Consider the following 21,832-nt stretch of genomic DNA (forward strand, 5'->3'; position numbering starts at 1 on the left):
TTAAAACGTCGAAGACGCTCTCTCTGGGGAGTTCCGCGCTAATTGCTATGTTTTGCTGGGGAAGATGGGCATGTTGATGGTGTTGCAAGTCCTGCTATTACTTCTAATCGTTGCATCGCTAGGGTTTTACATCGTTTGTACTGTTTCCACGCTCTGGTTCTTTGTCCTGCGGCAACGACCCGACAGCACTGACCCACAACCAGTTTCGATTTTGATTCCGGTGTGTGGGGTGGATGAGGGGGCACTGGCTAACTGGACTTCCTTTTGCATCCAAGATATTCCCACCTACGAAGTCCTGTTTGGGGTAATGAACCCTGAGGATCCAGCCGTACCGATTCTCAAAACCCTGATCGCCCAATTCCCCGATCACGCTCGACTGATATTGTGCCAGGAGGTACGGGGCATCAATCACCAGATCAGTAATCTCATGCACCTGCTGGAAGCAGCCCAGTTTGAACGAATCATTTTTGCCGATAGCGACATTCGAGTCACCCCCGAATATCTGCGCATTGTCACCGCGCCCCTAGCCGATCCTGCCATTGGGGTGGTGACCTGTGGTTATCTCGATCACGCCCCGAAATTTCTAGGAGCTGCGATCGCGGCGCTGGGTCGAGGGGTGGATTTCATTCCCAGCGTCCTGATTGCCCGTAGCTTAGATGGTGGACTTAAATTTGCCTTGGGGCCAACAGTGGCGACTCGCCAATCTGTGGTGGCAAATATGGGAGGGCTACAAATGGTTGTCAACCGCATCGGTTCTGATTTCCACATGGGTAGACTGGCTGTTGCCGCAGGCTATCGGGTAGAACTATCCACCTATATTTTAGAAAACGACTGTGGGCGGGAAACCCTGAACCAGGTCTTTCAACGGGAATTACGCTGGGCACGAACCATCCGCTGGAATCGGGGAGCACAGTACTATGGGCTGGTGTTCTCCTATGGCACGGTGCATAGCCTGCTCTTAGTCTTGGTAACGGGATTCCAGCCCTGGGCGATCGCGCTTTTTGCAGCAGTTTGGCTGGTGCGTCTGCTGCAAGTTACCCTAGCTATTTACCACCTGGGGTGTCCCCATCTGTTGCCCTGGCTGTGGGCATTACCCCTCCGGGACTGGATGAGCTTTGTGATTTGGGTGGCGGGTTCCTATGGTCAACAGATTTACTGGCGGGGCCGTTGGTTGGAAGTGGGAGCCAGCGGCACCCTGCAAGAAAAGATTAAAGCTAGTAACTAAAGAAGTCGTTACAACGCCTCCCGGTGTAGGATCACTGCACACTATTACACAGGCCGAGGGCGGCAACCATGACTGACTTTCTGGATCTGCTGACGCATAAGTTTGCCTATGTGGCGATCGGAGAATTTAAACCGGGCAAATTTGCCGAGGCTCGGCAGCTTTATGAAAAGGCTGTTTCTACTTATAGCCAAGGTTTCCAGGGAGCCTATTTACTCCAAGAACCCGGAACCGATCGGGGAATTGCCATGATTCTCTGGGAAAGTATTGGTGATATGGCAGAGCATCATAACGCCACCTACGACGAAATCTTAAAGCAAATGGCGCACCTATTTGTCCATCCCCCGGTCAGTACCTTCTACGAGGTCTGTTGTGAGCGTCAACCGGATAGTGCGGTCAAAAATAATCTTATTTAGGGCTGTGCTTAGGGGGTAATCTGGTTTCGCAGGGGGCCATTGTAAAGCACTGTCACTGTGAAATCAGCTTTATCGATGCGAATTTCGCTTTCAATGCTGGGAGTAGTGGCACCGGGGGGGCCTCCGAGAATGTTAAAAATCCAGTGATCCCCTTGATCGATGGCGGCAGCACCGGGAACAAAGACTGACGCATCCGCACGATATTTTTCCAGGCCACCATTGATTTTTTCGGCGGTTTGCCGCGCTACATTCTTGGCTCGACTGCGACTCTGGGCTTCTGCTAACAGATTGGTAGAAGAGGAGGGTACTAGGGGAGTATCTGCGGGATTGACTTGAGCCAGTGAGGGTAGTGCTACCCCGATCGCGAGTGTCGGAAGGATGAGTTGCCACATGGGGTTATAATCTCCAAGAAAACCACGCTTCCAAGATCAGACTGAGTAGGTAGAGTGGGTAGTTCCACACCCCATACTAGCCAATAACTCTGCCGAGTAGCTGCCAGCGGTCATATTCCGCCATTGTATGATGCACTAAGTCAAACATTTGACGACAGTGGTTGTCGGTCTGGAGGGGTAATTCTTCATTTTTGACCACCAGACTCATCCGCACAGCAGTTTCCGTCGCCGTTGTTTGATCAATCAGCACTTCAGCCGTCACCAGTTTGGCAAAGACAACCTGACCGGGAGTTTCTCGTGCCATCATGTAGTCGGCGGTCTCGTAAACGATGTCGAAACGGCAAGACTTGAAAATCTCAATTAACTGTTTGCGCAGTTGGTTGAGGGGCACAGCAACTGTCAATAGGCAAGTGTAGCGAGCCATAGACAACGTGACACGGTAGCGGACGAACCCCTATATGATAGCCGTGAAGTTGAGGGTTGCGATCCTCAACTCTGGAGTCAGCAACAATATCTAAGTGCTATGGCGGGACATTTCATTGTCTTTGAAGGTGGGGAAGGGTGCGGTAAAACGACCCAACTGCGCCAGATACAACAATGGTTGCAGCAGCATCCTGGGTTGCCGCCCTCCGCCGATGGGGGATCACGGGCAATTGTCGCCACGCGAGAACCTGGGGGCACCCATCTGGGAGCGGGGTTACGTCAATTATTGTTGGCGGCTAACTCCCAGGAACCGATGGTGGATCGAGCCGAACTATTGCTCTATATGGCAGACCGGGCTCAGCATGTGGAGGGCTGTCTCCAGCCCTGGTTAGCCAAGGGAGCGATTATTCTCTGCGATCGCTACACGGATTCGACGGTGGCTTATCAGGGCTATGGGCGGGGCTTTAGCCTGGATTTAATTCAGCAGTTGAATCAGATAGCAACCGCAGGTCTGGAGAGCCACCTGACTCTGTGGTTAGATGTGGAAGTCGAGGTGGGGCTGGCGCGGATACAGCAACGGGGAGCCGCCGATCGCATGGAACAGGCAACCTTAAATTTTCATCAACGGGTACGGCAGGGGTTTCAGGAATTAGCCGCCGCCCATCCCCAACGCATTGTCCGCATTGATGCCAGTGCCTCCATAACTGCGGTGACCCAGCAGATCCAGGGCATTCTCACGCCCTATCTGCACCAGTGGTATGGGACAGGCTCAGCATCCTATCCTTAGCGGCTGTCCCCAGCGTCAGAGGCTTGGAGCCAGGATAGATGGGCGTTGGCAACAATAGCTGCCTGGGTGCGATCGCGCAGCCCCAGACGATTTAAGATATTGGTCACATGATTTTTCACGGTTCCTTCGGAAATGTAGAGGGTATGGGCAATTTCTCGGTTGCTGGCTCCTACTGCAATTAAACACAAGACCTGCCGCTCTCGGGGGGTTAATTCCATCAAATTTTGGGGCTGACTGGGGCTTGGGGGGGGAATTGCCGGAACCCGAGCCGCCATTTTTTGGAGAATGCCAGGGCCAAATTGGGCATAGCCTTTGTCAATGGCTCGAATTGCCGTCGCTAATTCTTCGGAGGGCGTATCTTTCAGGAGATAACCAACGGCTCCAACTCGGATTGCCGCCGCCACGTACTCATCATCCTCAAAGGTAGTCAACACCAATACTTTGGTCTGGGAAAACCGCTGACAAATCTGTTGGGTAGCGGCAACGCCATCCATGACGGGCATGCGGATATCCATCAACACCACATCCGGTTGCAGTACCGCTACCTGTTGCAGTGCTATCTGACCATTTTCCGCATCCCCGACCACCTCGAGGTCAGGCTCTAACTGTAATAACGCCTTTAAGCCTTGGCGAATAATACTTTGATCGTCCACCAGTAATACCCGAATCATCCCCCTTGCCCCCTCCCCGGAAAGATTGCCTGAATTTGGCACCCAGATCCCTGCTGGCTGGTGATCTGGAATTGACCACCCAATGCCAATGTCCGCTCTCGCATTCCCTGTAAGCCAAAGCCCGTTGTGTTTTGATCCACTTGGAAGCCGTTGCCATTATCCTGAATCATCAATACCAGGGTCGATGAGTCAGGGTGCAGGGGCTGGATCGAAATTTCCACCGTTGTCGCCTGGGCATACTTACAGATATTAGTCAGAGCTTCCTGGACAATGCGGTAGATCGCGGCCTTCAGTTCTAGCGACAGCAGCTGCGGGAGTTGGAAGTTACAGGTCGGCAACACTCCTGTGGTGCGGTAAAATTTCTGCGCTAGCCCGGTGAGTACCTCCTCTAAGGATTGGCCTTGCAAGGGGTTGGTACGCAGCATCGACACCGATTGGCGAACCTCTTGGAGGGCGGTTGTCCCCAGTTGTTTGGCATCTGAGAGGAATTGCTGGGCTTGGCTGGGGTTTGCCTGCCAGAGTTTTAAGGCGGTTTCCAGTTGAATGTTGAGGGCGGTCAGGGAGTGCCCCAGGGAATCATGGATATCCCTGGCAATGCGGTTGCGCTCCTGTAGCATTGCCTGGTCTTCAATCCGCAGGGCATATTGCCGCAGTTGATCATGGGCGATCGCTAACCGTTTCTGACTTTGGCGCTCAGACAGAATTGTTTGCATCAGCAACAGGGCAAAGATCAGACTCAACAGGAATAATAGGCCAGCGCTGAGCAGAACTCCCATTAACCAGAGTTCTCCTTGCACGCCCAGTTGAATGGGAACCTCCAGGTTTTGGAGCAAGTAGGCAGTGGTTCCCACGGTTCCCAGGATGGCGATCGCTGTGACGATCAACTGTCCCTGCAATTCAAAGATGCAACAGCTCCGAATCACCATCAACAGATAGAGCAAGGGAAAAAAGCGGCTATAGCCCAGGGTTGCTAAAACAATCAAGCCAAGTTCCAGAAGTACATACAGGGCTTTTCTGAACCAACGGCCAGTCGGTAAGTAAAACCCCAAGGCTCCAAAGGCGATCGCACTCAGAATCACCAACCAGGGTTGACGGGGCATCCGGTTAAACGGCGTTGGTAAGAACACCTCCAGTACCACCAGCAACAGTAATACGCCTTCAAAGGGAATCAAGAAGCGAAAGTCAAGGGGGGAACGGAGCCAGAAACGCTGCACGAATCGGATCCAGGATTGGTAGTTGGGGGTTGCCTTCATTGAGCCATCACGATCCCGCATTGAGCCAGCCCTAAAGGTCATCAATGGGCTATGACTAAGGTCATAGCCCATTGATGACCTTCTCCAGATGTGGAAGTGGGCGGGTATCCCTAGGATGAAATCAATCGTTTCTCCCTGAAGCATGCCATGGCTCCCTCTGATTCTGCTCCCATTGTGGTTGATCCACCGACCCAGATCCTCTTCCAGGGGGTAGACTTCGTTGCAGAACTGCTGAACTTGAATGTCCCCCAACTGGTTGACCTAGCGGCACTGCGGGGCTTGCCGTCGCATACTCTGGGGCGATCGCTGGTTGATTTTCTGGAGGAACATCAACTACTGCCCCTGACCTCAGGGCCGCGCCGCAAACAACTCCATGATACGGTTCATGTGCTCACGGGCTATGGCACGGATATTTTAGGGGAGGCGGAGGTACAAGCCTTTTTACTCGGTGCCAAGTTCCATTGGCTGAATGCGGCGATTGGCCTGGGAGCCATATTCCGGCTCTACCACGAGCAACCCCCTATCCCAGGGTTTCAACAGCAGGTAAGAGCGCGACTTCATGTTGCCTACCAGCGGGGGCGTGACTCGTGTTTAGAGATTGACCGATGGGTGGTTGAGTCCCAATGGGAGCGCCCCCTGGCAGAGGTACGGTCAACATTACAGATACCCCCCCTGCCTCCCGAGTCTGCACCCTCCCAGGAAAATTCATAAGTACGGTGTGAGACCTGTTTGAGATTTCATGCCGTTTACAGCCCAGAGCAGGGCGGCTACATTGTAGTGGCAGTGCCCTAACCCTGGGGCTCTAACTCAGCGCTCTTGTCCTCCCAGCCCACCTTTACCTTTTCCAACTTGGAGATCCCCATGATGCTCTCAAAATTCCTCAGTCCCAGTCTTGCTGCCCTCACCATTGCAGGTGTGATCTCCACCGCTGGGTTCGGGGCTGAAGCGGCAACCCCCCCTACAAAAAAACGCTAGTGGATCGGGTGGCGAACATGATGGTACAAAAGGTCAGTAGTTCTTCCTGTGCCGATCTGGCTGCGAATATGCAGAAACCCAAGAATACTGCCGGAGGGCCTAAGGAAGCGATTATGGGGGATTTTATCCAAGCTTTAAAGGCCGATCCAGCCCTCAAAGCCGACTTCTTTAATCAAGTTTCCATTCCCTTGGCGACCAAGCTCTTTGACTGCGGCATGATTCCACCTCGCTAAGACCGCAATCCCTGCCAGAGACTAGCCCGGATGGGTGCCACTCCCCAAAATGAAGAGGGTCAACAAGGTGCCACTGTTCCACAACCCATGGATCAAAATCGGAAATAGCAGATTGCGCGATCGCGTGTAAACAAATCCCAGCACCATTCGTTGAATGGGTTCCGGTTCAGATGCAACGAGGGAATGATAGAGCTTTTTGTAACTGGTTTTCTTGTCTTCTCGATCACCTACATTAAAACTGGCACCTAAAAATTCCAAAGTTGGTGAGAGGTCAAGGTTTGCGATCGCCTTTGAGGCTGGTTCCTGCAAGCCACTGAGCGAGAGTTGATATTGTTCCCCTGGTAAGAAGGTCAGAAATTCTTTCGTATTGGCGATAGTCCCCAGTAATCGATAGTAGGTGATAGATGTAATAACCTTATTACCTACTTCTGGTAGTAATGAATAGTAATGGTAAACTTGTAGGCCAGGATCTTTAACCACTGCAGACAATTCCATGAACGGTCCCAAGTGCCAATCCGTTCAAATGATGAAATACGGACATACCCAATTACGGCAAACCACAATTCCAGTGCCAAGACTGCGGACGGCAGTTTGTCGAAAATACAACGCGACAACCTATTAATGAGGTAACTCGCCAATTGATTGATAAATTATTGCTTGAACGTCTAGCGCTGGCAGCAATTGCACGGGTGACTAGTGCTTCTGAGCGTTGGTTGCAAATGTACGTGAATCAGAATTTCTACCAGGCGGATGGATATATTACCTGCAGTGTAAGTGTTCACTATACGTTGTCGTAGTTCCAGAGAATAGGCTCTCATCTCTTTGGCTGATTGATTGATGGGTTCCCTCTATTGTGTATTGTGCTTAACTGTTTCGCAAACTGCTGTATGAAGTAAACGCTGGGGAATGACTATGAATAAATCTTCTGGCTGGTTGAGCAGCGCTGTTGGGTAGCGCTGGCAGGAGGACATGAAGCAGACTTAGATCACAGAGCTAGCGTGGTGAATAAAACCCCATTTTTGTTAGTTATGATGGCATTTTAAAGATAAGTACTCATGAAATTGCTGCCAATAATTCTTGAAATGCCTTATGAGTAGAGATTTCAGCGATCTACCCTTGAGCTTCTATATTTCAATTTTTCACATATAGGCATTTTAGGGGAGGCATGATAAAATCCCTGAAATGCTTGATGCATCTTGATGCACCGCAAATAATGGGCATCAATCATGAGCTTACTTAGATCTCAGAATGGGATCTAAGTATTAGTTATACTTTAAAAATACTTACAAGATATCTCATTAGCCCAAAAGCTCAAGCTATGTCTGAATACAAGGTCAAAGTTATTCGTGCAGCCTTTAAAGAGATTCAAAAGCTCACTCATGAATATTTTGAAGATGTAGCTAAAATTATTAAAAACTTTGTTAACGGTGATTTGGGCGATCATCGAAAACTTTCAGGCTACATGGACTTATGGCGAACCAAAAGAAACGAGACAAGAGTCATTTGGGCAAAAATCGATACAAATACATTGCTCGTAATTAAAGCGGGCAAGCGTAAAGATGTTTATAAAAACATATCAGAAGATAGAAGCAGAAGTAATCCTCTGGAATTGTACAGTTTACTTGGTATAGAAAAAGAAAGAATAAATGACATCCCCTGTTATGAGTGGTCAGATCGAAAAACAACCTCGTGGCATCAATTCGTCTATGGTGGTTATCTTCATTCGCCAGTTTTGACAGAAGAGCAACGAAAAATTTTTATTAAATTAAATAATTCATCCCAAGATTTCTCAAATATGAGTACTATCACAAGCTTACTATTGCAAAGTTCACCGGGAACAGGAAAAACAATCTGTGCAGCACTTTTGGCTAGTGAACTATACAAAATACATAATTGGAGTGTTACTCTAATATTACCCCGATTATTATGTAATGAAGTCAAAGAATTTAGTAGTGTAAAAGAGATAAATCAACAACACAATAATGGTTTCTTTGTTGGAACATTTGAAGAATGGCTCGAAAGTGTAAATCCAGATATTCATTCTCAACTTGCATCTTTAGCCGAAGAAAAAATAGCAATGGAAATCGAAGCCAGAAGAATTCATTTAATTGGCAAGGACGAAAAATTACCTGAGAATTATTTGAGCTTGTACAAGAGCTTTGTTTATAAGAAAGATAAAAATGCTATATCTAGTCTTGAAAAACACCCCATTTATAAGGAGAACTCTCGAGTTATTAATCAGTTAATTAAGATTAAAGACCAATGGAAGAGAAGGCTCAATAGTAAAATAGTCTGGCTAGATGCGTTAGAAATAGTGACAAAGCAATTATCACCTCAAAACCTTACTACAAGTTTGACCAGTATTTTTATTTTTGATGAAGCTCAAGACTATCTTCTTGATGAGCTAAATTTAGTTGTAGACATGCTAAGTAGATGGCAAAAAGAGCATAACCACCCAAGTATTATCTGGTTGTTGGGAGATATGAATCAACGAATTCAGCCAGTTAATTTTGATTGGGGCGATTTACATCTAAGTAAAAGATATACTCTCAAATATAATTACCGTAACACAGAAAATATTCTTGAATTCGCCAATATTTTTCATGCAATTTCAAGAGAAATAAACGCTGGAAGTAGAAAATTGCCAGAACCTAGTAATCCTAGCGATGCCTTTGAAAAAGGAGAACCTGTAAAAATATTGGAGATATCTTCAATTAATGACGCATCATCATTTTTGATAAAGTTAAGCGAGAATATTAGATATTCATTGGATGGATCTGAACGATCTTTGCTGAGCAAGCTTTGTAGTCAAATCAGTATCATTTATGCGCATCCAGAAAGAATTCCGAACAATCGTAGAAATCTAAAAGGACTTAATTTTTTAGATGTATACCAATCTAAAGGACGAGAATTTGATGCTTGTGTTGCTTTTTGTGTTTTTCGAGGAGAAGGAAAGCCAAGCTTCCAAGAATCAAACAATTGGTATACAATTTTCACTCGCCCTAGGCATAGACTACTAATAATAGCTACATCTGATGAGATTGAGAGAATTGGGAGGGACAAATTTCAAAAATGTGATTTCTTTGATACTTCAAATTCACCCCTAGAGATTTTAGTAAGCTGGATTGCAGAATGGTCTAATTCGGAACACCTGTTCAAAGATAAGGATGCGATATTAAATCAGATATATCAGGGAATAAATTCTCATCCAGTACAAATATATTGGGATACATACGCAGCTTTGCGCTTGACCAGAATTGATGATGTTCAAATAACTAAAATCGAATCCAACCTGATTAAAAACTTAAGTAGCCAAGGGCAAAGCATTTTACAAAATGAGTTTTTACAAACAGAATCAATTCTTAGTGTAATAGACCAGATACCCTTGAGGTGCTTGATTTTGAGATGCTTGAACCGCTCTTGGGATGCCGTGGATGAAGCATCTAAAATTCAGGATTTAATGCCTCAAGAATATAATCGGATTGTAAATGCTATAGCTAATGATCTTGAAAATAAGGGATTGCTTTACGAAGCAACAAGAGTAAGAGTTAAAACTGGTGTTCCTTTCCCTAATGAATTTCCTTTCAGCGAGTCCTTCCCTGATAATACTAAATCAATCGTTTCTAATCTATGCAAGTTAGGCATCAATAAAATTAACCGTGAGGTAAAACTATGAATCTGGGCTATCGAACTGATTTGGATACAGCAAAAGATCTTGAATTATTATGTTCTACTGTAAATGAAGCAATAGAAAGAGCAACTAAGATTTTAGAAAAAGCTAAAGAGATTGATGAAGTCAATGCGCTTATAAACCGAATTCAAATCGCACAGCAAGAGCTAGAAGCCACTAGGATGTCACTCCTAGAAATTAAAGATGAAGCTGCTGATACATTAAAGCAAACTCAGGCATTATTAGTGGAACTACATCATCTAAGAAACCTGCCCACACAGCTAGATCAACTTGGTATAAATAAGAGTGTTTTGGTCGATCTTCAGTTAATTCTTAATGAAATTCGTCAAGCGAATGAGTCTTCCAAAAAAACACTCAGGAGTATTCATGAACAAGGTAGTCAGGATGTATCGAATCTGTATCAAGGCGTTAACAATTTTATCTCTCAGTCTAAAGAAGAATTTCAGCACTTGTTTGACGATAGGAGAACTTCTCTTGAAAGCTATTCAGATCAACTTAGAATGCACATTATTGAATCTGAAGAATCAATTGGTAAGTTAATTAAAGAAGGAGTAAGCAATTTAGAGAGATTAATATCTGAAGAGAGAACATTATCAGCAAGGAATACAGACTTATCTCAAGAAGCCAATAACAGTTCCATTCACATTAGTCAATTGATAGCAGACTATGAGCAAAAAGTTATCGATGCAAAAAATATTTTGTTCAAACTAAATTCTGTTTTAAGAGAGATTGGTGGAGTCGAAAAATTTGACAAACAGTTGGATGAGGCAATAGCAATTCGTGTTCAGTTGAAAGAGGCAAAGCAAGAAATGGCGGCTGTTCGTAGTCTTGAAAAATATTTACAAAATTTTCAGAAATATCGTAACCATAATCAACTCAGACAATTTTTATGGAAGGAACTGGGATTCGCTGGGCTGATTATTTATTTCCTCAGCTTGATTACTCCAAAAGGCAGAAATTAAAGTTAGACTTAAAATAAAGTATAACACTGCGTTGGAGCCGACTAAGCAAAAGCGATCTTCAAAAGCCAAAGCTTGACTACGGCGGCTCAACTTTACCGTTATGCCGCAAGTCCTCGGTGGAGGCGGTAGCCGAAAGCTAATCTGCCATTTTTTGGAATTAAGAAAGCTTGAGATTGTTGATGAGACGGTGTTTTGAGATTGATGATAGGGCGATCGGCTATGCTAGAAAGCATGGTTAAGCAATCAGCCTGGAGTTTTCCCTATGCCTCAAGCCTTGAAAGCAATTTACCGTAACGGTACATTTATCCTCCAAACAGCTTTTGAATTGCCTGAAGGGACTGAGGTTGAGTTGCTGATTCAGTCTCCTCAAGTTGTGTCACCACCAATTGTTGATGTAGAAACTAAGCGGCAGTTTTTGAAATCGCTGATTGAGCGAATGCAGCAAAACCCAATTCCAATGAACGCTCCTCGATTCACACGGGATATGCTGCATGAACGCCGTTGATACTAATATTTTGATTTATGTCAATGATCCTCGTGATCCAGTTAAGCAAGGTGTAGCAATTGCTCTTGTATCTGCTCTGACAGAAGGTGTTTTGTTATGGCAAGTTGCTTGTGAATATTTAGCGGCTAGTCGCAAACTGGAATCGTTGGGATACAACAGAGCGCAAGCCTATCAGTACATTCGTGACTTACAACAGGTCTGGTACACAGCACTTCCAACATGGAGTGTGATTGATCGTGCGGAGAATTTGATGAGCCATTTTAATCTATCTCATTGGGATTCAATGATCATTGCTGCTTGTTTAGAAGCAGATACTCACACGCTCTACACGGAAGATCTTGGATACTCAAGTATTGATGGGCTGAAAATTGTCAATCCATTTAAAGTTCCTTGAAGGTGTACGGCATAACAACCCCCTTGCAGCGGACGGAATAAAGATCTGGGTGGTGCTGCAAAAGTTACTTACCGCCGCTGAAGGGGAACGTTATACGCTTCTCAGAAGTCCGACCCCTTGTCGCTCAATCACGCGCTCGCGGGGAGCACGCAATGCTAGCCTTTGAGGTAACCGTGAACGGCAAACGCCGATACGTGGCGGGTCATGTAGATGCGCAATCGGTGCAGCTAATGCTCTGGGGAGGCGATCGCTTCGTACCAGTCGCAAGTCTCAATACTTTCGTCGCTATTCCGAACGATAGTCCTGGTGGCCTCGCGACCCTCTCGTACGAACCTGAGCGCATGGCGATCGGCGATGAATTGAGAATACGCATAGTCGATGTGGAAGCGCCTGATGTGCCGGTGAAACGGAGCGACGGCGAGGGTAACTATCAAATCGAGTTCGGCGTGTCGGAGTAAGCGGTCCCTCCATGCCCGCGTATAACAAGCAGTTGCAGCGGACGGTGACAAGGTATCGCGGGCGCGCCGCCGCTGAACTGCGGCGTTGGGCCGCTTTGTGTTATCTGTGGGGACAGTAACCGAAAGACTGTCTGTTGGGTGCGGGATGTTCAGTTGGTCATATAGATTGGGTTCTATAAGTTAAGACAGTCGATGAACCAACTAAAGCAGTGCTGCAAGAATTCGGTACGTTACCAAACCTGAAATTATCAGAGAGGCAAAGATTGCCTGAGTGTTCTGCAATTTACTTTGCGATCGCTCGTGATCAAGTTCTTTATGTTGGATTAGCAACAAATCTACGAAGTCGTTGGCAAAACCATCATCGTTTGCCACAGCTTGAAGCAGTCAATAAACGATGCGAAGTCAAGTTATTTTGGCTTGGTTGCGCTCAGAATCAGCTTAATGATCTTGAGCGGCAGTACATTGAGTATTACTGCCCGACCTTAAACCAAACAAAAGTACCAGAGCGACAGATAGTTCCTAGCTTTCAGATGCTCACGCTGTCGCTGAAGAAATTGAACGAACGAGTACTTGGTTTTGGGGTATGTCCAGCCAGTGACAAACACCTGAAAACACTGATCCTAGGTTACTTGGCTGATTACAGAGAGATACGACTTGCAACAACCACTCTTCGTAAGACCTTACAGGCGATTACAAGAAAGCCAAATAGTCTATTTAGATGGACAGAGGTTGTTCGACGCAGAGATGGTGCTCATTGGTGGACAAGATGTAACGGCATCGAAATTCGGCTAATTCCCTGGTTTGAAGAACGCATTATGCACAATCCCAGTATGTATGAAGTTATGGCAGAGAAACGCTTTGGTGCATGGACTTCAATTCCTATGCCTGAGTACGAAGCTATGCGACAAGAAGTGAGAGCCATGTCCTTTACTGAGAGACTAGAATTGGCTCGCAGTTCGGGAATTGGTCAAAAATTATTTCCCTTAGAGTGTGGCGCACAATTTTTTACTGTTAGTGGGGTGGAAATCCTTTGTTTAACTGACCATCAGCTACAAACTTTGCTATCGAAGCATTCGCATTTACAAGAGCAGTATCCTACAGTATGTGCTATCGATAGTGATCCAGTACCAATGCTGGGGTTCTAATCCAATACTCTTGCTAGTTGCAGCAGCCCAACACTTCATGGCAGCGGACGGACGAAGCCGCTTGTGGTGTTGCCAAGGTTGTCTGCCGCCGCTGCATTTTGCCGTTAGCTGGCTTCGATTTTGGGCTGGGGGGTACAGAAAGGCTATCTGCTGGTATTTACCTGCGCTGGTTCTTGCAGTTTCGGTATAACCAAGGTATAACTGAAGAGTAGGAATTTCAGTTAAGATCGCTATGAAAACTGCAATTTCCCTTCCAGATTCAGTTTTTGATGAGGCGGAAGCACTGGCCCAACAGTTGGGATTGTCACGCAGCGAGCTTTACACGAAAGCGTTGCAAGCATATTTGAAAAAGTACAACCGTAATCAAATCTTGCACAAGCTGAACCAAGTTTACTCCCAAGAGTCTTCTGAACTAGATCCTACGATAGCAAAGATGCAATATATGTCTCTCCCACGTGAGGATTGGTAATGTATCGGGGGGAAATTTGGTGGGCGAATTTACCTGATCCAGTAGGTTCAGAGCCTGGATACCGCCGTCCCGTTTTAGTCGTTCAAGATGATACCTTTACTCAAAGCCGTATCAATACAGTCATCGTTGTCATTATCACTTCAAATATTCAGTTGGCAGAAGCTCCAGGCAATGTATTGTTACCGCAAGGAGCAACAGGCTTGTCTAGAGATTCAGTCGCTAATGTATCTCAAATTCTCACAGTCGATAAAACATTCTTGGTTGAATGTATTGGTTCCCTACCAAGCGGCTTGCAGGAGGAGATAGATGATGGACTACGAACAATCTTGTATCTGTAGCAACGCCAGCTAACAAGTCGCTGCACCGGAACGCTGCAAGTTGGTCGGTTGAGTATTCAAGGCCATCTGCGTCCGGTGAGCGGGAACGTTAGGCCCCACAGAATGAACAGTGCGGTGCGCCAATGCCTTCAAACAGCCGTCTGGCTCGCTTTGACTTGTGGCGCGGTTGTCGTCGGAAGTGCACTCGCGACTGACTCGATCATTCAGGCCCCAAACGTCGTTCCAATTTCGGCATCGCTGGTCACTTCAGGTCAACCTACACGGGAGGCATTATCAAAGTTGTCGACGCAAGGCTTCGGTGCAGTCATTTACCTGGCACCACCTACGGTTCATGACGCAGTCGCCGGCGAGGCAGAGATTATCCGCAGCCAAGGCCTGGATTTCGTCAACATCCCGATTCCGTTCGGCAAGCCAACCGAGGCCGATTGCGAATCATTCGTCACGGCGATGAACAAAATCCGTGACCGAAAGGTACTGGTTCACTGCCAAGTCAACATGCGCGCGTCAAGCATGACATTCCTGTATCGCGTGATCGTAGACCACGAAGCGCCAGACCAAGCCTACCAAGCAGTTGCCAAGGTCTGGTCCCCGGAGGGCCCTTGGAAGAAACTGCTCGTTACCGAGCTGCGAAAAGCTGGAATTGACTTCGAACCCTATTAGAATGTGGCCTAACCCGCGGCTCAACCGGACGCGCTCCAGTCGGCTTCGCCTCCTTGCGCGCGCCGGTTAGCCGCAACGTTAGGCATACAAATCTCCCTCTTGCCAAGGATGATGTATTGGGTCATCAGACAGAAGCGTTAAGCTAATTAAACTGCTAATGTTTATCAGCCATGAGTCATGGGTTCATTCTTCCACCTGGCTACACAATTCGTTCAGCCAACAACCAAGTAGATAGGTGGGCGGTTTATAGATTGCTGGTTTTGGAGCGTGAGGAGGAGCCTTCCTATGCCAAATTAGTAATGGTCTTACTACATCCTTATACTCTCGGTTTTCTTATTCTGTTAGGTCTTACTTTCCTGTTTGTAGCTTTTATATTTCCAATAAATCATTGGTTTTATATACTTATTTTTTTCGTCTTGTTCTTTTTAGGATGGGTTGGTTTCTTTCAATTTGGTTTTATATACGATCTATTCTCAGAAAACGAAAGAATACTTGTCATTGCACTATACCAGGAACAGGTAGTAGGTTCTGCATTGATAGCTTCTCGGGAAGATTATTCAGCTCTGTTAGGAGTGTATGTTACTCCTAGTCATCGTTATAGAGGCGTAGGTAGTAATTTAATTCAGAATATTTTGCAAAGAGGCTTACTTCCAATGTACGTTAATGCACCAATTAGCTTGCAGCAGTTCTATGCTCGTTTGGGCTTCATTAGAACTAATGTAAAAACAGGTTACAACATGGTTATACAGGCTTTGAACTAACTAAAATCTACTTGACATAAATGTATGCCTAACACCGCGTGGCAGCGGACGGAAGAAAGCTACTGGTGCTGAGTTCGAGTTTGTCTGCCGCCGCTGCACTTCACCGTTAGGTCGCTTCATCTAGCTGGTAAGACAGTACACAAAGTCCTCTATCTGAGTTCTGCGTTTTAGTGATTAGCTGTGATGGTTGGGTTGAGAATCATCAAGGGATCTGGGATATTGCGATAATTCATAGTACAATCGATCCAATTTAGCCAATATGTCTGATTCAGAGTAAACTAGCTCCTTGAGTCGTTTCAGTAGTTGTAGCTTGTGCTTTTAACAGATATCCCGAACCAGCAGCCTGGATTATTTGCAATAAGGTATTCCAATCGAGACTTTACTCAAAAGGAAGCTTGGGGCAAGAATTGTTTCAACACTTCGTTTCCAGCTTCTCTCTGTTCTTACCTGTACAATAAAAATCTTGACAACATCTATATTAAGCTCAACTCAAATCTAGAGATTGAGCATTCAAGTATTAGCACAGATTCTTTTTACAGAATTAACCCAGACTCAGAAAATGTTTTTTATGCTTTTGAAACTCAATTTACTCCGTACCAGAGATATTTGATTGGTGCCCTTCCGAGAGCAGATTTAGTTACTCAACAAAGAGACACTGGAGTTTGCCTCCAGGCAATTGAAGTAAAATTAACAGCTTTGCCGGACAACTCAACGTGTGATTTCCTAGATGAAAGCCTTTATGGATGTGAAATAGTCGTCAGACCTGATACTATTGCCTATTTAGCTTGTAGTATTGCTGAACATTTTGTACAGAACATCAATTTACTACAAAATCTGATTGTAGGGAACTTTGAAGAAATCAATGATTGGACAGAACCTCTAGAAGTAATACCCCATCTCGCCAATATGTTTGACTCTATTAAAGCGATCATATTGACAATGCTGGAAGAGCAGAAACCTTCCATAATGCAGCCTATATGGAAAACCATAGGTAAATCTCCCAAGCTTGCAGATAACTGCTTAGATGTGTTTGTTTGGAGCAATCTTGCTTTTATAAAACTAATCCTAGACTCAAGTAGATTGGATAGCAAACCGACTCAAACAATAACTATTGGTAGACATATTCGTGCTGTTGTTTGGCTCTTTAAAATGATTCATGATTTTAGCCTGCAATCTCAGTTTAATTATGGAAGAATTGTTGACATTGCGTACAACACAAAGAATGATAAAGCTTTTTCGGTTAGTGGAAGATTTACAAATTCCTATATGAGATCAGAAGTATTAAGAATGCCAAGAATTCAGAAGAACGAAATCAAAGAAATTATTTTAGGTGGAGGTCAAAATTTGTTGAGTCCAGAGAGAAGGTTTGATGCCATAATCTATAACTCTTCTGATTTGTTCGACTAGTAGAACGTATAGCTTATGACTTCTAAAGTTGGATCTTTAAGAATGAGAACAGTAGATCTATTTTCTGGTTGCGGAGGAATGTCGCTCGGATTTCAAAATGCTGGGTTTGATATAATAGCCGCTTTTGACTCCTGGTTGCCAGCAATTGAAGTGTATGAAGATAATTTTCAGCATCCTATTTTCAAGAAAGATCTTTCAGAGAAAGAAGCATATATAGCCATTGCCAAATTCAATCCAGAAATTATCATTGGTGGTCCTCCATGTCAGGATTTCTCAAGCGCAGGCAAAAGAGATGAAGGTCTTGGCAGAGCAGACTTAACCCTAGATTTTGCAAACATTATTTCTCACGTCAAGCCTTCTTGGTTTGTCATGGAAAATGTAGAGAGGATTGCGAAAAGCCGCATCTTAGAGACGGTTTTAAAAAAATTAAGAGAAAATGGATATGGTTTAACCTCTTCAATTTTAAATGCGAGTTATTGCGGGGTTCCACAAGCTAGAAAAAGATACTTTTTAATTGGTCAACTTGGTGGCAAGGATGATTTTTTAAGTTTTTATTTAGCGAAGAATCAGTCAAATAAGCCTATGACTGTATTTGATTACCTGGGTGAAAATTTAGGTCTTGAGTATTTTTATCGTCATCCTAGAAGCTATAAAAGAAGAGCAGTTTTTAGTATTCATGAACCTAGTCCAACTATTCGAGGTGTAAATCGTCCTATTCCTAAAACATACAAAAAGCATGAAGGAGATGCTTGTGAAATCAATGAAGACTTACGACCTTTAACTACAATTGAACGAAGCTATATTCAGACATTTCCTAATTCGTTCAAGTTCAAGGGTAATAAATCAGACTTAGAGCAAATGATTGGCAATGCTGTTCCGGTCAAACTTGCTGAGTACGTCGCCTCTTGTATTCTTGAATATACCGAGGATTGTTCTAAAGGCACTATATATTCTCCGCCTGAGTTACAGCTAAAATTATTTGAGCGGGCGTGTAGTTACAGCGGAAATGTTTAGTAATTGAAAAGCCCCTGAAGGTATACGATAACTGTTCTAAGATGAAAGTTGAGTATAGCCAGCAACCTAACACTGCGTTGGTGCGGACGGTACAGAGGTTATCTGTGAGAGTTCGAGATGATCTGCCGCCGCACAACTTCACCGTTAGCCTGTTTTACACAAAGAGAGATACTTATGAAATCAAAAGATGCGAACAAAAAGGTATCCGTTAAGAAAGCCTCACTTGACCATGTGCTTAGGAAAAATGAGAAAATTAAAGAAACTGTCAAAAAAGCTGCGAGTGAACTTACATCAGTAAATAAAGTTCTTAAGCAAGAAGAAATACCTGTTCAGGTTATTAAACAGGCCGTCACTCAAAATGAAGACGTTGAACATAGGATTGCGAAAGCAGCAACCGATTTGAAACTAGTTAACGCCAAACTTTCCAAAGAATTGGCTGATCGAATAGTTATCGAAGCTGAACTTGCTGATACGAAGACTGACTTGGCCGAAGTGCGCGATGATTTATCAAAATCCCAAATCAAAGAAGAAGAAGCACAGAAACTTGCACTTCAAGATGCCCTCACTGGCCTTCCAAACCGTGTGTTATTTGAACAGGGTCTCGACCACAGCTTGATTCAAGCAAAAAGACGCGGATGGGGACTCGCTGTCCTATTTATTGATATCGATAAATTCAAGAATATTAACGACTCCTATGGTCATGATGCGGGAGACCAGGTGCTGTTGATGGTGGCAAACCGTTTACAATCTTCTGTACGCAATGAAGATATGGTCAGCCGGTGGGGAGGTGACGAGTTTGTTTGCCTATTGTTAGAAGTCAAGCAAGAAGCTGACGTGACTCGCCTAGCAGAGAAAATGATAGATTGGCTTGCTGAACCCTACGAGTTTAATGGAATAGTTTTTTCTATAAAAGCAAGTATTGGTATTGCAATATATCCTACAGATGGAGAAACGGCAAACATTCTTTTCAAAAATGCTGATACAGCAATGTATAAAGCAAAGAGAACAGAAAACCGAGTTGTAATATTTCGAGAATCTAATGAGCAAAAACCGGGCTAACATCGCGTGCACTGGATTTGGCTTACGCCTTCTTCTCATGGGTAGTTTCTTTGTTTAGTTTCGTCCGTTGGCGAAGTTGCTTCTGGGTTCGCCAAACCAGTAACGCTCGCCGTTATGCTGCTCATTCTGAAGTTGAAGGAATACTAGAAACACAACGGTTGACTGATTGGCATCCTTTGCTACAGCACATAAATTGCTGCACTGTTAACCCTGAACTAGAAGGATGAAAAACATGTCGGTGATGTCTGAAGCACTTGAGAGAATCAGTTCGTACTGTAATATCGAAAGAACAGGTCGAAGTAGGGAAGAAGTCGAAAGGAAACTCAGCTTTTTCCCGTTTCAGCTTGCTGATGAAGCGTATGAGTATTATCAATGGGCAGGTGCACCAACGGGTGATCGCCAGCCTGAAGGCTGGGATGGTTCTTATAACAAGAATTCAACATATCATTTTTCACTTAAACGTTATTTACCAACTAAATTAATTCACTTTCTATCCATTGAGGAAGCCGAACAATACCGTTTTCATGATTATGATCCGGCATATTTCCCATTCGTGTCTTATGAAAACGGCATGTTATATATTGTTGGTTCAGAAACTCAGACTGCAACCTCACCTGTGATGCAAGGAGAAGATAAGTGTAGGTTGTGGTTTCCCAGTTTGACCAATATGATGTTGGCAATTGCAGAGTCCCTAGAAACCATCGGAGGTTTATTTCCACCTTCTATTCCTCGTCATGATCCTCGTTATGAAGATGCCGATGCCTATATTGATGAAGATGAGGAACGCGAGCAATGGAAAACATTAGTAGCAATTACTGAGAAGTATGGTTCTCCCCATGGAATTATCGTAACCAACTAGTTCTAATGTATTGCGGCAGCATAACAATTGCGATGCAGCGGATTATAGAAAACCACTGGTGTTGAGTTTAAGGTTATTGCAACCGCTGATCGCAACCGTTATGTGCCAAATCAGGCTGTGATGATCAATAGAGGAAGTAGAAATGGATGGTAAGTGTCTTTGCGGTTCAATAACCATCAGAACGCCAGATAAAACCAGCATAGATGCCTGTCATTGCGGAATGTGTCGGCGATGGGGAGGTAGTCCAGCGTTAGGTGTATCTTGCGGATCAGATGTACAGATAGATGGCTTTGAGAAACTAAAAGTGTATAAGTCCTCAGAATGGGCTGAAAGAGCTTTTTGTGGTGAATGCGGTACGCATATGTTCTACAAGTTGTCGGCTACCAATGAATATTTTGTTCCAGCAGGTCTTTTTCAAAATGACATTGAGTTTGAGTTCAAGGAGCAAATCTTTATAGACATGAAACCTAGTTACTATGAATTTGCCAATCAAACCTTGAATTTGACAGAAGCAGAAGTATTCGCCAAATTTGCCTCAAGTGAAAATATTGAAGGCACATAACACGGCGTTGGAGCGGACAATTGGGAGATCTCGGTGCTGAGTTTGAGTTGGTTGATTGCCGCTCAACTTAGCGTTGGGCGATCGCTCGCGGGGCTCGCCTGCTCGCCCAATGGGGCGCGAGACTTCATCGAGTTTGTTATACCTCCAATCTTCAGCTCGCAATCTGCCCAACTACTCGATGAAGCAGAATCCTTCGGATTCCGTTGCACTTCACTCCTTGGTCGTCCGATGCTTCCGCATCGTTCAAGTCGGAGTTCCGCTTATCTCGCGCCCCATTAGAGGATGTTTTAAAAGGGTAGGCTTTAGCCTCAAATACAACTCAGAGGCGCGATCGCAAACCCTGGAACCCTGATTCTCTCGTATTAGCTTCTAGGTAGCTAGGGTGGTGAAACACACCCTGAAAGACTTTTAAAACATCGCAAAGCAAGATACCCTACACCCCTTGCTGATTCCCTGGCTTGGGCTTAAAATGTAAAAAACGTAAGACGCTATTGACAGTTTCAAAATGATTTGCCATTATGAGGTGTAGGGAAGGGCAAGTAAACATGAACAAAAGTTTTAAGCAAATCCCGATGTCCGAATTAAGAGTCAAGCTGCCAAAACTTAGGCGGCAAGTTCAGTCGGGTAACTTGCGGATTGTATGTACTCACTATGGTGAAGTTGCAGCCTTTTTGCTTCCACTTCAAGATATTGATGCTCTCAATTCAGAAGAGGGTGAGCCTAGTATTCAGAACAGTGAAGAGATTCCTCTCACTGAGTTTCGTGATCAGCTAACCGAATCCTGGGAGAGGCTTTTGGGTGGAATAGATTGTATCTATCTGACGTTTCATAAAAGGCGGGTTGTGGCATTTGTATCGCCTCGCTTCACGCATTACCTTTCATTGCCACTGATTGGTGATGCAGATAAAGTTTTGTTTGTTCCTTCTGAGATTCAGGTCTAGTTATTGCAGCACGAGGAGTTAATTGAAGTGTTAAAGTTTACGTATTTTGATTCTCAAATTAAGACCATACTTTCTGACAGAAGTACATTCTGTGATCTGGCAGTAGAGCAGGAACTTGCGCCTGTTCTAGAAGTTCTCAGGCAGACTGGTGAAGTTGAAGGGGCTTGTTGTGGTGTCAAGCCTGGAGTCTCGGGATTAGTTTATGAACTCAGGGGAAGAACTTTCCAACTTACCT

At 44.8% G+C, this 21,832-nt stretch carries 26 protein-coding genes and 2 pseudogenes; 23 read left to right on the top strand and 5 right to left on the bottom strand.

What is annotated here, in order from left to right; translation table 11 throughout:
• The first annotated feature begins 64 nt into the window (after window positions 1–64).
• Window positions 65–1,225, top strand: coding sequence for a glycosyltransferase (locus tag DO97_RS07120; protein ID WP_204368520.1), 1,161 nt, complete (start codon window positions 65–67; stop codon window positions 1,223–1,225).
• Window positions 1,226–1,293: 68 nt separating this feature from the next.
• Complete coding sequence (locus DO97_RS07125; protein WP_036532061.1) at window positions 1,294–1,638, top strand: hypothetical protein; 345 nt, start codon at window positions 1,294–1,296, stop codon at window positions 1,636–1,638.
• Between the two features lie 8 nt (window positions 1,639–1,646).
• Here DO97_RS07125 and DO97_RS07130 read toward each other — a convergent pair whose 3' ends face one another.
• Both DO97_RS07130 and DO97_RS07135 read right to left on the bottom strand, forming a co-directional pair.
• On the bottom strand, window positions 1,647–2,030 hold the full coding sequence (locus DO97_RS07130) for a hypothetical protein (protein ID WP_036532062.1): 384 nt from the start codon (window positions 2,028–2,030) through the stop codon (window positions 1,647–1,649).
• A 76-nt stretch (window positions 2,031–2,106) separates the two neighbouring features.
• Window positions 2,107–2,454 carry a hypothetical protein gene (locus DO97_RS07135; protein ID WP_036532064.1) on the bottom strand — a complete coding sequence of 116 codons (348 nt, stop codon included), beginning with the start codon at window positions 2,452–2,454 and terminating at the stop codon, window positions 2,107–2,109.
• Window positions 2,455–2,553: 99 nt separating this feature from the next.
• On the opposite strand from DO97_RS07135, the gene tmk reads away from it, so the two are divergent.
• Window positions 2,554–3,240: a dTMP kinase gene (tmk, locus tag DO97_RS07140; protein ID WP_036532065.1), complete on the top strand. Its 687-nt coding sequence runs from the start codon at window positions 2,554–2,556 to the stop codon at window positions 3,238–3,240.
• Here the strand turns inward: tmk and DO97_RS07145 are convergent.
• Entirely contained in the window at window positions 3,237–3,911 is a 675-nt protein-coding gene (locus tag DO97_RS07145; RefSeq protein ID WP_036532068.1) for a response regulator transcription factor, read from the bottom strand. The genes tmk and DO97_RS07145 overlap by 4 nt on opposite strands.
• Window positions 3,908–5,125, bottom strand: coding sequence for a sensor histidine kinase (locus DO97_RS07150; RefSeq protein WP_036532135.1), 1,218 nt, complete (start codon window positions 5,123–5,125; stop codon window positions 3,908–3,910). The genes DO97_RS07145 and DO97_RS07150 overlap by 4 nt, the downstream gene beginning before the upstream one ends.
• 186 nt (window positions 5,126–5,311) lie before the next feature.
• Between DO97_RS07150 and DO97_RS07155 the strand changes: the two genes are divergently transcribed.
• The gene (locus DO97_RS07155) at window positions 5,312–5,875 is read left to right on the top strand and encodes a Coq4 family protein (protein WP_081980661.1); all 564 of its coding nucleotides are present in this window, start codon (window positions 5,312–5,314) and stop codon (window positions 5,873–5,875) included.
• A 281-nt stretch (window positions 5,876–6,156) separates the two neighbouring features.
• Entirely contained in the window at window positions 6,157–6,372 is a 216-nt protein-coding gene (locus tag DO97_RS07160) for a hypothetical protein (protein WP_156120478.1), read from the top strand.
• A 21-nt stretch (window positions 6,373–6,393) separates the two neighbouring features.
• On the opposite strand, the pseudogene DO97_RS30900 reads toward DO97_RS07160, so the two are convergent.
• Window positions 6,394–6,519 (bottom strand): annotated as a pseudogene (locus DO97_RS30900) (CPBP family glutamic-type intramembrane protease); the annotation flags it as partial.
• A 346-nt stretch (window positions 6,520–6,865) separates the two neighbouring features.
• Here DO97_RS30900 and DO97_RS30905 point away from each other — a divergent pair.
• The 18 genes and pseudogenes from DO97_RS30905 to DO97_RS24970 all read left to right on the top strand — a co-directional run.
• Window positions 6,866–7,118, top strand: a pseudogene (locus DO97_RS30905) (IS1/IS1595 family N-terminal zinc-binding domain-containing protein); the annotation flags it as partial.
• Window positions 7,119–7,690: 572 nt separating this feature from the next.
• Window positions 7,691–10,048: a hypothetical protein gene (locus tag DO97_RS07170; RefSeq protein ID WP_036532070.1), complete on the top strand. Its 2,358-nt coding sequence runs from the start codon at window positions 7,691–7,693 to the stop codon at window positions 10,046–10,048.
• Window positions 10,045–11,025, top strand: a complete 981-nt coding sequence (locus tag DO97_RS07175; RefSeq protein WP_036532071.1) for a coiled-coil domain-containing protein — start codon at window positions 10,045–10,047, stop codon at window positions 11,023–11,025. The genes DO97_RS07170 and DO97_RS07175 overlap by 4 nt, the downstream gene beginning before the upstream one ends.
• A gap of 262 nt (window positions 11,026–11,287) precedes the next feature.
• Entirely contained in the window at window positions 11,288–11,530 is a 243-nt protein-coding gene (locus DO97_RS07180; RefSeq protein WP_036532073.1) for an antitoxin family protein, read from the top strand.
• Complete coding sequence (locus tag DO97_RS07185; protein ID WP_036532077.1) at window positions 11,517–11,924, top strand: PIN domain-containing protein; 408 nt, start codon at window positions 11,517–11,519, stop codon at window positions 11,922–11,924. The genes DO97_RS07180 and DO97_RS07185 overlap by 14 nt, the downstream gene beginning before the upstream one ends.
• A 152-nt stretch (window positions 11,925–12,076) precedes the next feature.
• Window positions 12,077–12,382 (top strand): hypothetical protein, encoded by a 306-nt coding sequence (locus tag DO97_RS07190; RefSeq protein WP_036532078.1) that lies wholly within the window; start codon window positions 12,077–12,079, stop codon window positions 12,380–12,382.
• A 209-nt stretch (window positions 12,383–12,591) separates the two neighbouring features.
• Window positions 12,592–13,527: a GIY-YIG nuclease family protein gene (locus tag DO97_RS07195; protein ID WP_036532080.1), complete on the top strand. Its 936-nt coding sequence runs from the start codon at window positions 12,592–12,594 to the stop codon at window positions 13,525–13,527.
• Between the two features lie 232 nt (window positions 13,528–13,759).
• Window positions 13,760–13,996, top strand: a complete 237-nt coding sequence (locus DO97_RS07200) for a hypothetical protein (RefSeq protein ID WP_036532085.1) — start codon at window positions 13,760–13,762, stop codon at window positions 13,994–13,996.
• The gene (locus DO97_RS07205) at window positions 13,996–14,334 is read left to right on the top strand and encodes a type II toxin-antitoxin system PemK/MazF family toxin (protein ID WP_156120479.1); all 339 of its coding nucleotides are present in this window, start codon (window positions 13,996–13,998) and stop codon (window positions 14,332–14,334) included. The genes DO97_RS07200 and DO97_RS07205 overlap by 1 nt, the downstream gene beginning before the upstream one ends.
• Window positions 14,335–14,436: 102 nt before the next feature.
• On the top strand, window positions 14,437–14,994 hold the full coding sequence (locus DO97_RS20775) for a protein tyrosine phosphatase family protein (RefSeq protein WP_052128483.1): 558 nt from the start codon (window positions 14,437–14,439) through the stop codon (window positions 14,992–14,994).
• 170 nt (window positions 14,995–15,164) lie between these two features.
• On the top strand, window positions 15,165–15,755 hold the full coding sequence (locus DO97_RS07215; protein WP_036532088.1) for a GNAT family N-acetyltransferase: 591 nt from the start codon (window positions 15,165–15,167) through the stop codon (window positions 15,753–15,755).
• Between the two features lie 327 nt (window positions 15,756–16,082).
• On the top strand, window positions 16,083–17,162 hold the full coding sequence (locus tag DO97_RS07220; RefSeq protein ID WP_036532144.1) for a HindVP family restriction endonuclease: 1,080 nt from the start codon (window positions 16,083–16,085) through the stop codon (window positions 17,160–17,162).
• A gap of 42 nt (window positions 17,163–17,204) precedes the next feature.
• Window positions 17,205–18,176, top strand: a complete 972-nt coding sequence (locus DO97_RS07225; protein ID WP_036532089.1) for a DNA cytosine methyltransferase — start codon at window positions 17,205–17,207, stop codon at window positions 18,174–18,176.
• A gap of 174 nt (window positions 18,177–18,350) precedes the next feature.
• Window positions 18,351–19,235, top strand: a complete 885-nt coding sequence (locus DO97_RS07230; protein ID WP_036532092.1) for a GGDEF domain-containing protein — start codon at window positions 18,351–18,353, stop codon at window positions 19,233–19,235.
• Between the two features lie 223 nt (window positions 19,236–19,458).
• Window positions 19,459–20,094, top strand: a complete 636-nt coding sequence (locus DO97_RS23785) for a hypothetical protein (RefSeq protein WP_162182956.1) — start codon at window positions 19,459–19,461, stop codon at window positions 20,092–20,094.
• A 142-nt stretch (window positions 20,095–20,236) separates the two neighbouring features.
• Window positions 20,237–20,656, top strand: coding sequence for a GFA family protein (locus DO97_RS07240; RefSeq protein ID WP_036532096.1), 420 nt, complete (start codon window positions 20,237–20,239; stop codon window positions 20,654–20,656).
• A 545-nt stretch (window positions 20,657–21,201) separates the two neighbouring features.
• The gene (locus tag DO97_RS07245) at window positions 21,202–21,597 is read left to right on the top strand and encodes a type II toxin-antitoxin system Phd/YefM family antitoxin (RefSeq protein WP_193365063.1); all 396 of its coding nucleotides are present in this window, start codon (window positions 21,202–21,204) and stop codon (window positions 21,595–21,597) included.
• A gap of 27 nt (window positions 21,598–21,624) precedes the next feature.
• A partial coding sequence (locus DO97_RS24970; RefSeq protein ID WP_204368521.1) for a hypothetical protein occupies window positions 21,625–21,832 on the top strand: 208 nt, incomplete at its 3' end.

The organism is Neosynechococcus sphagnicola sy1, assembly GCF_000775285.1.
GTDB lineage: Bacteria > Cyanobacteriota > Cyanobacteriia > Neosynechococcales > Neosynechococcaceae > Neosynechococcus > Neosynechococcus sphagnicola.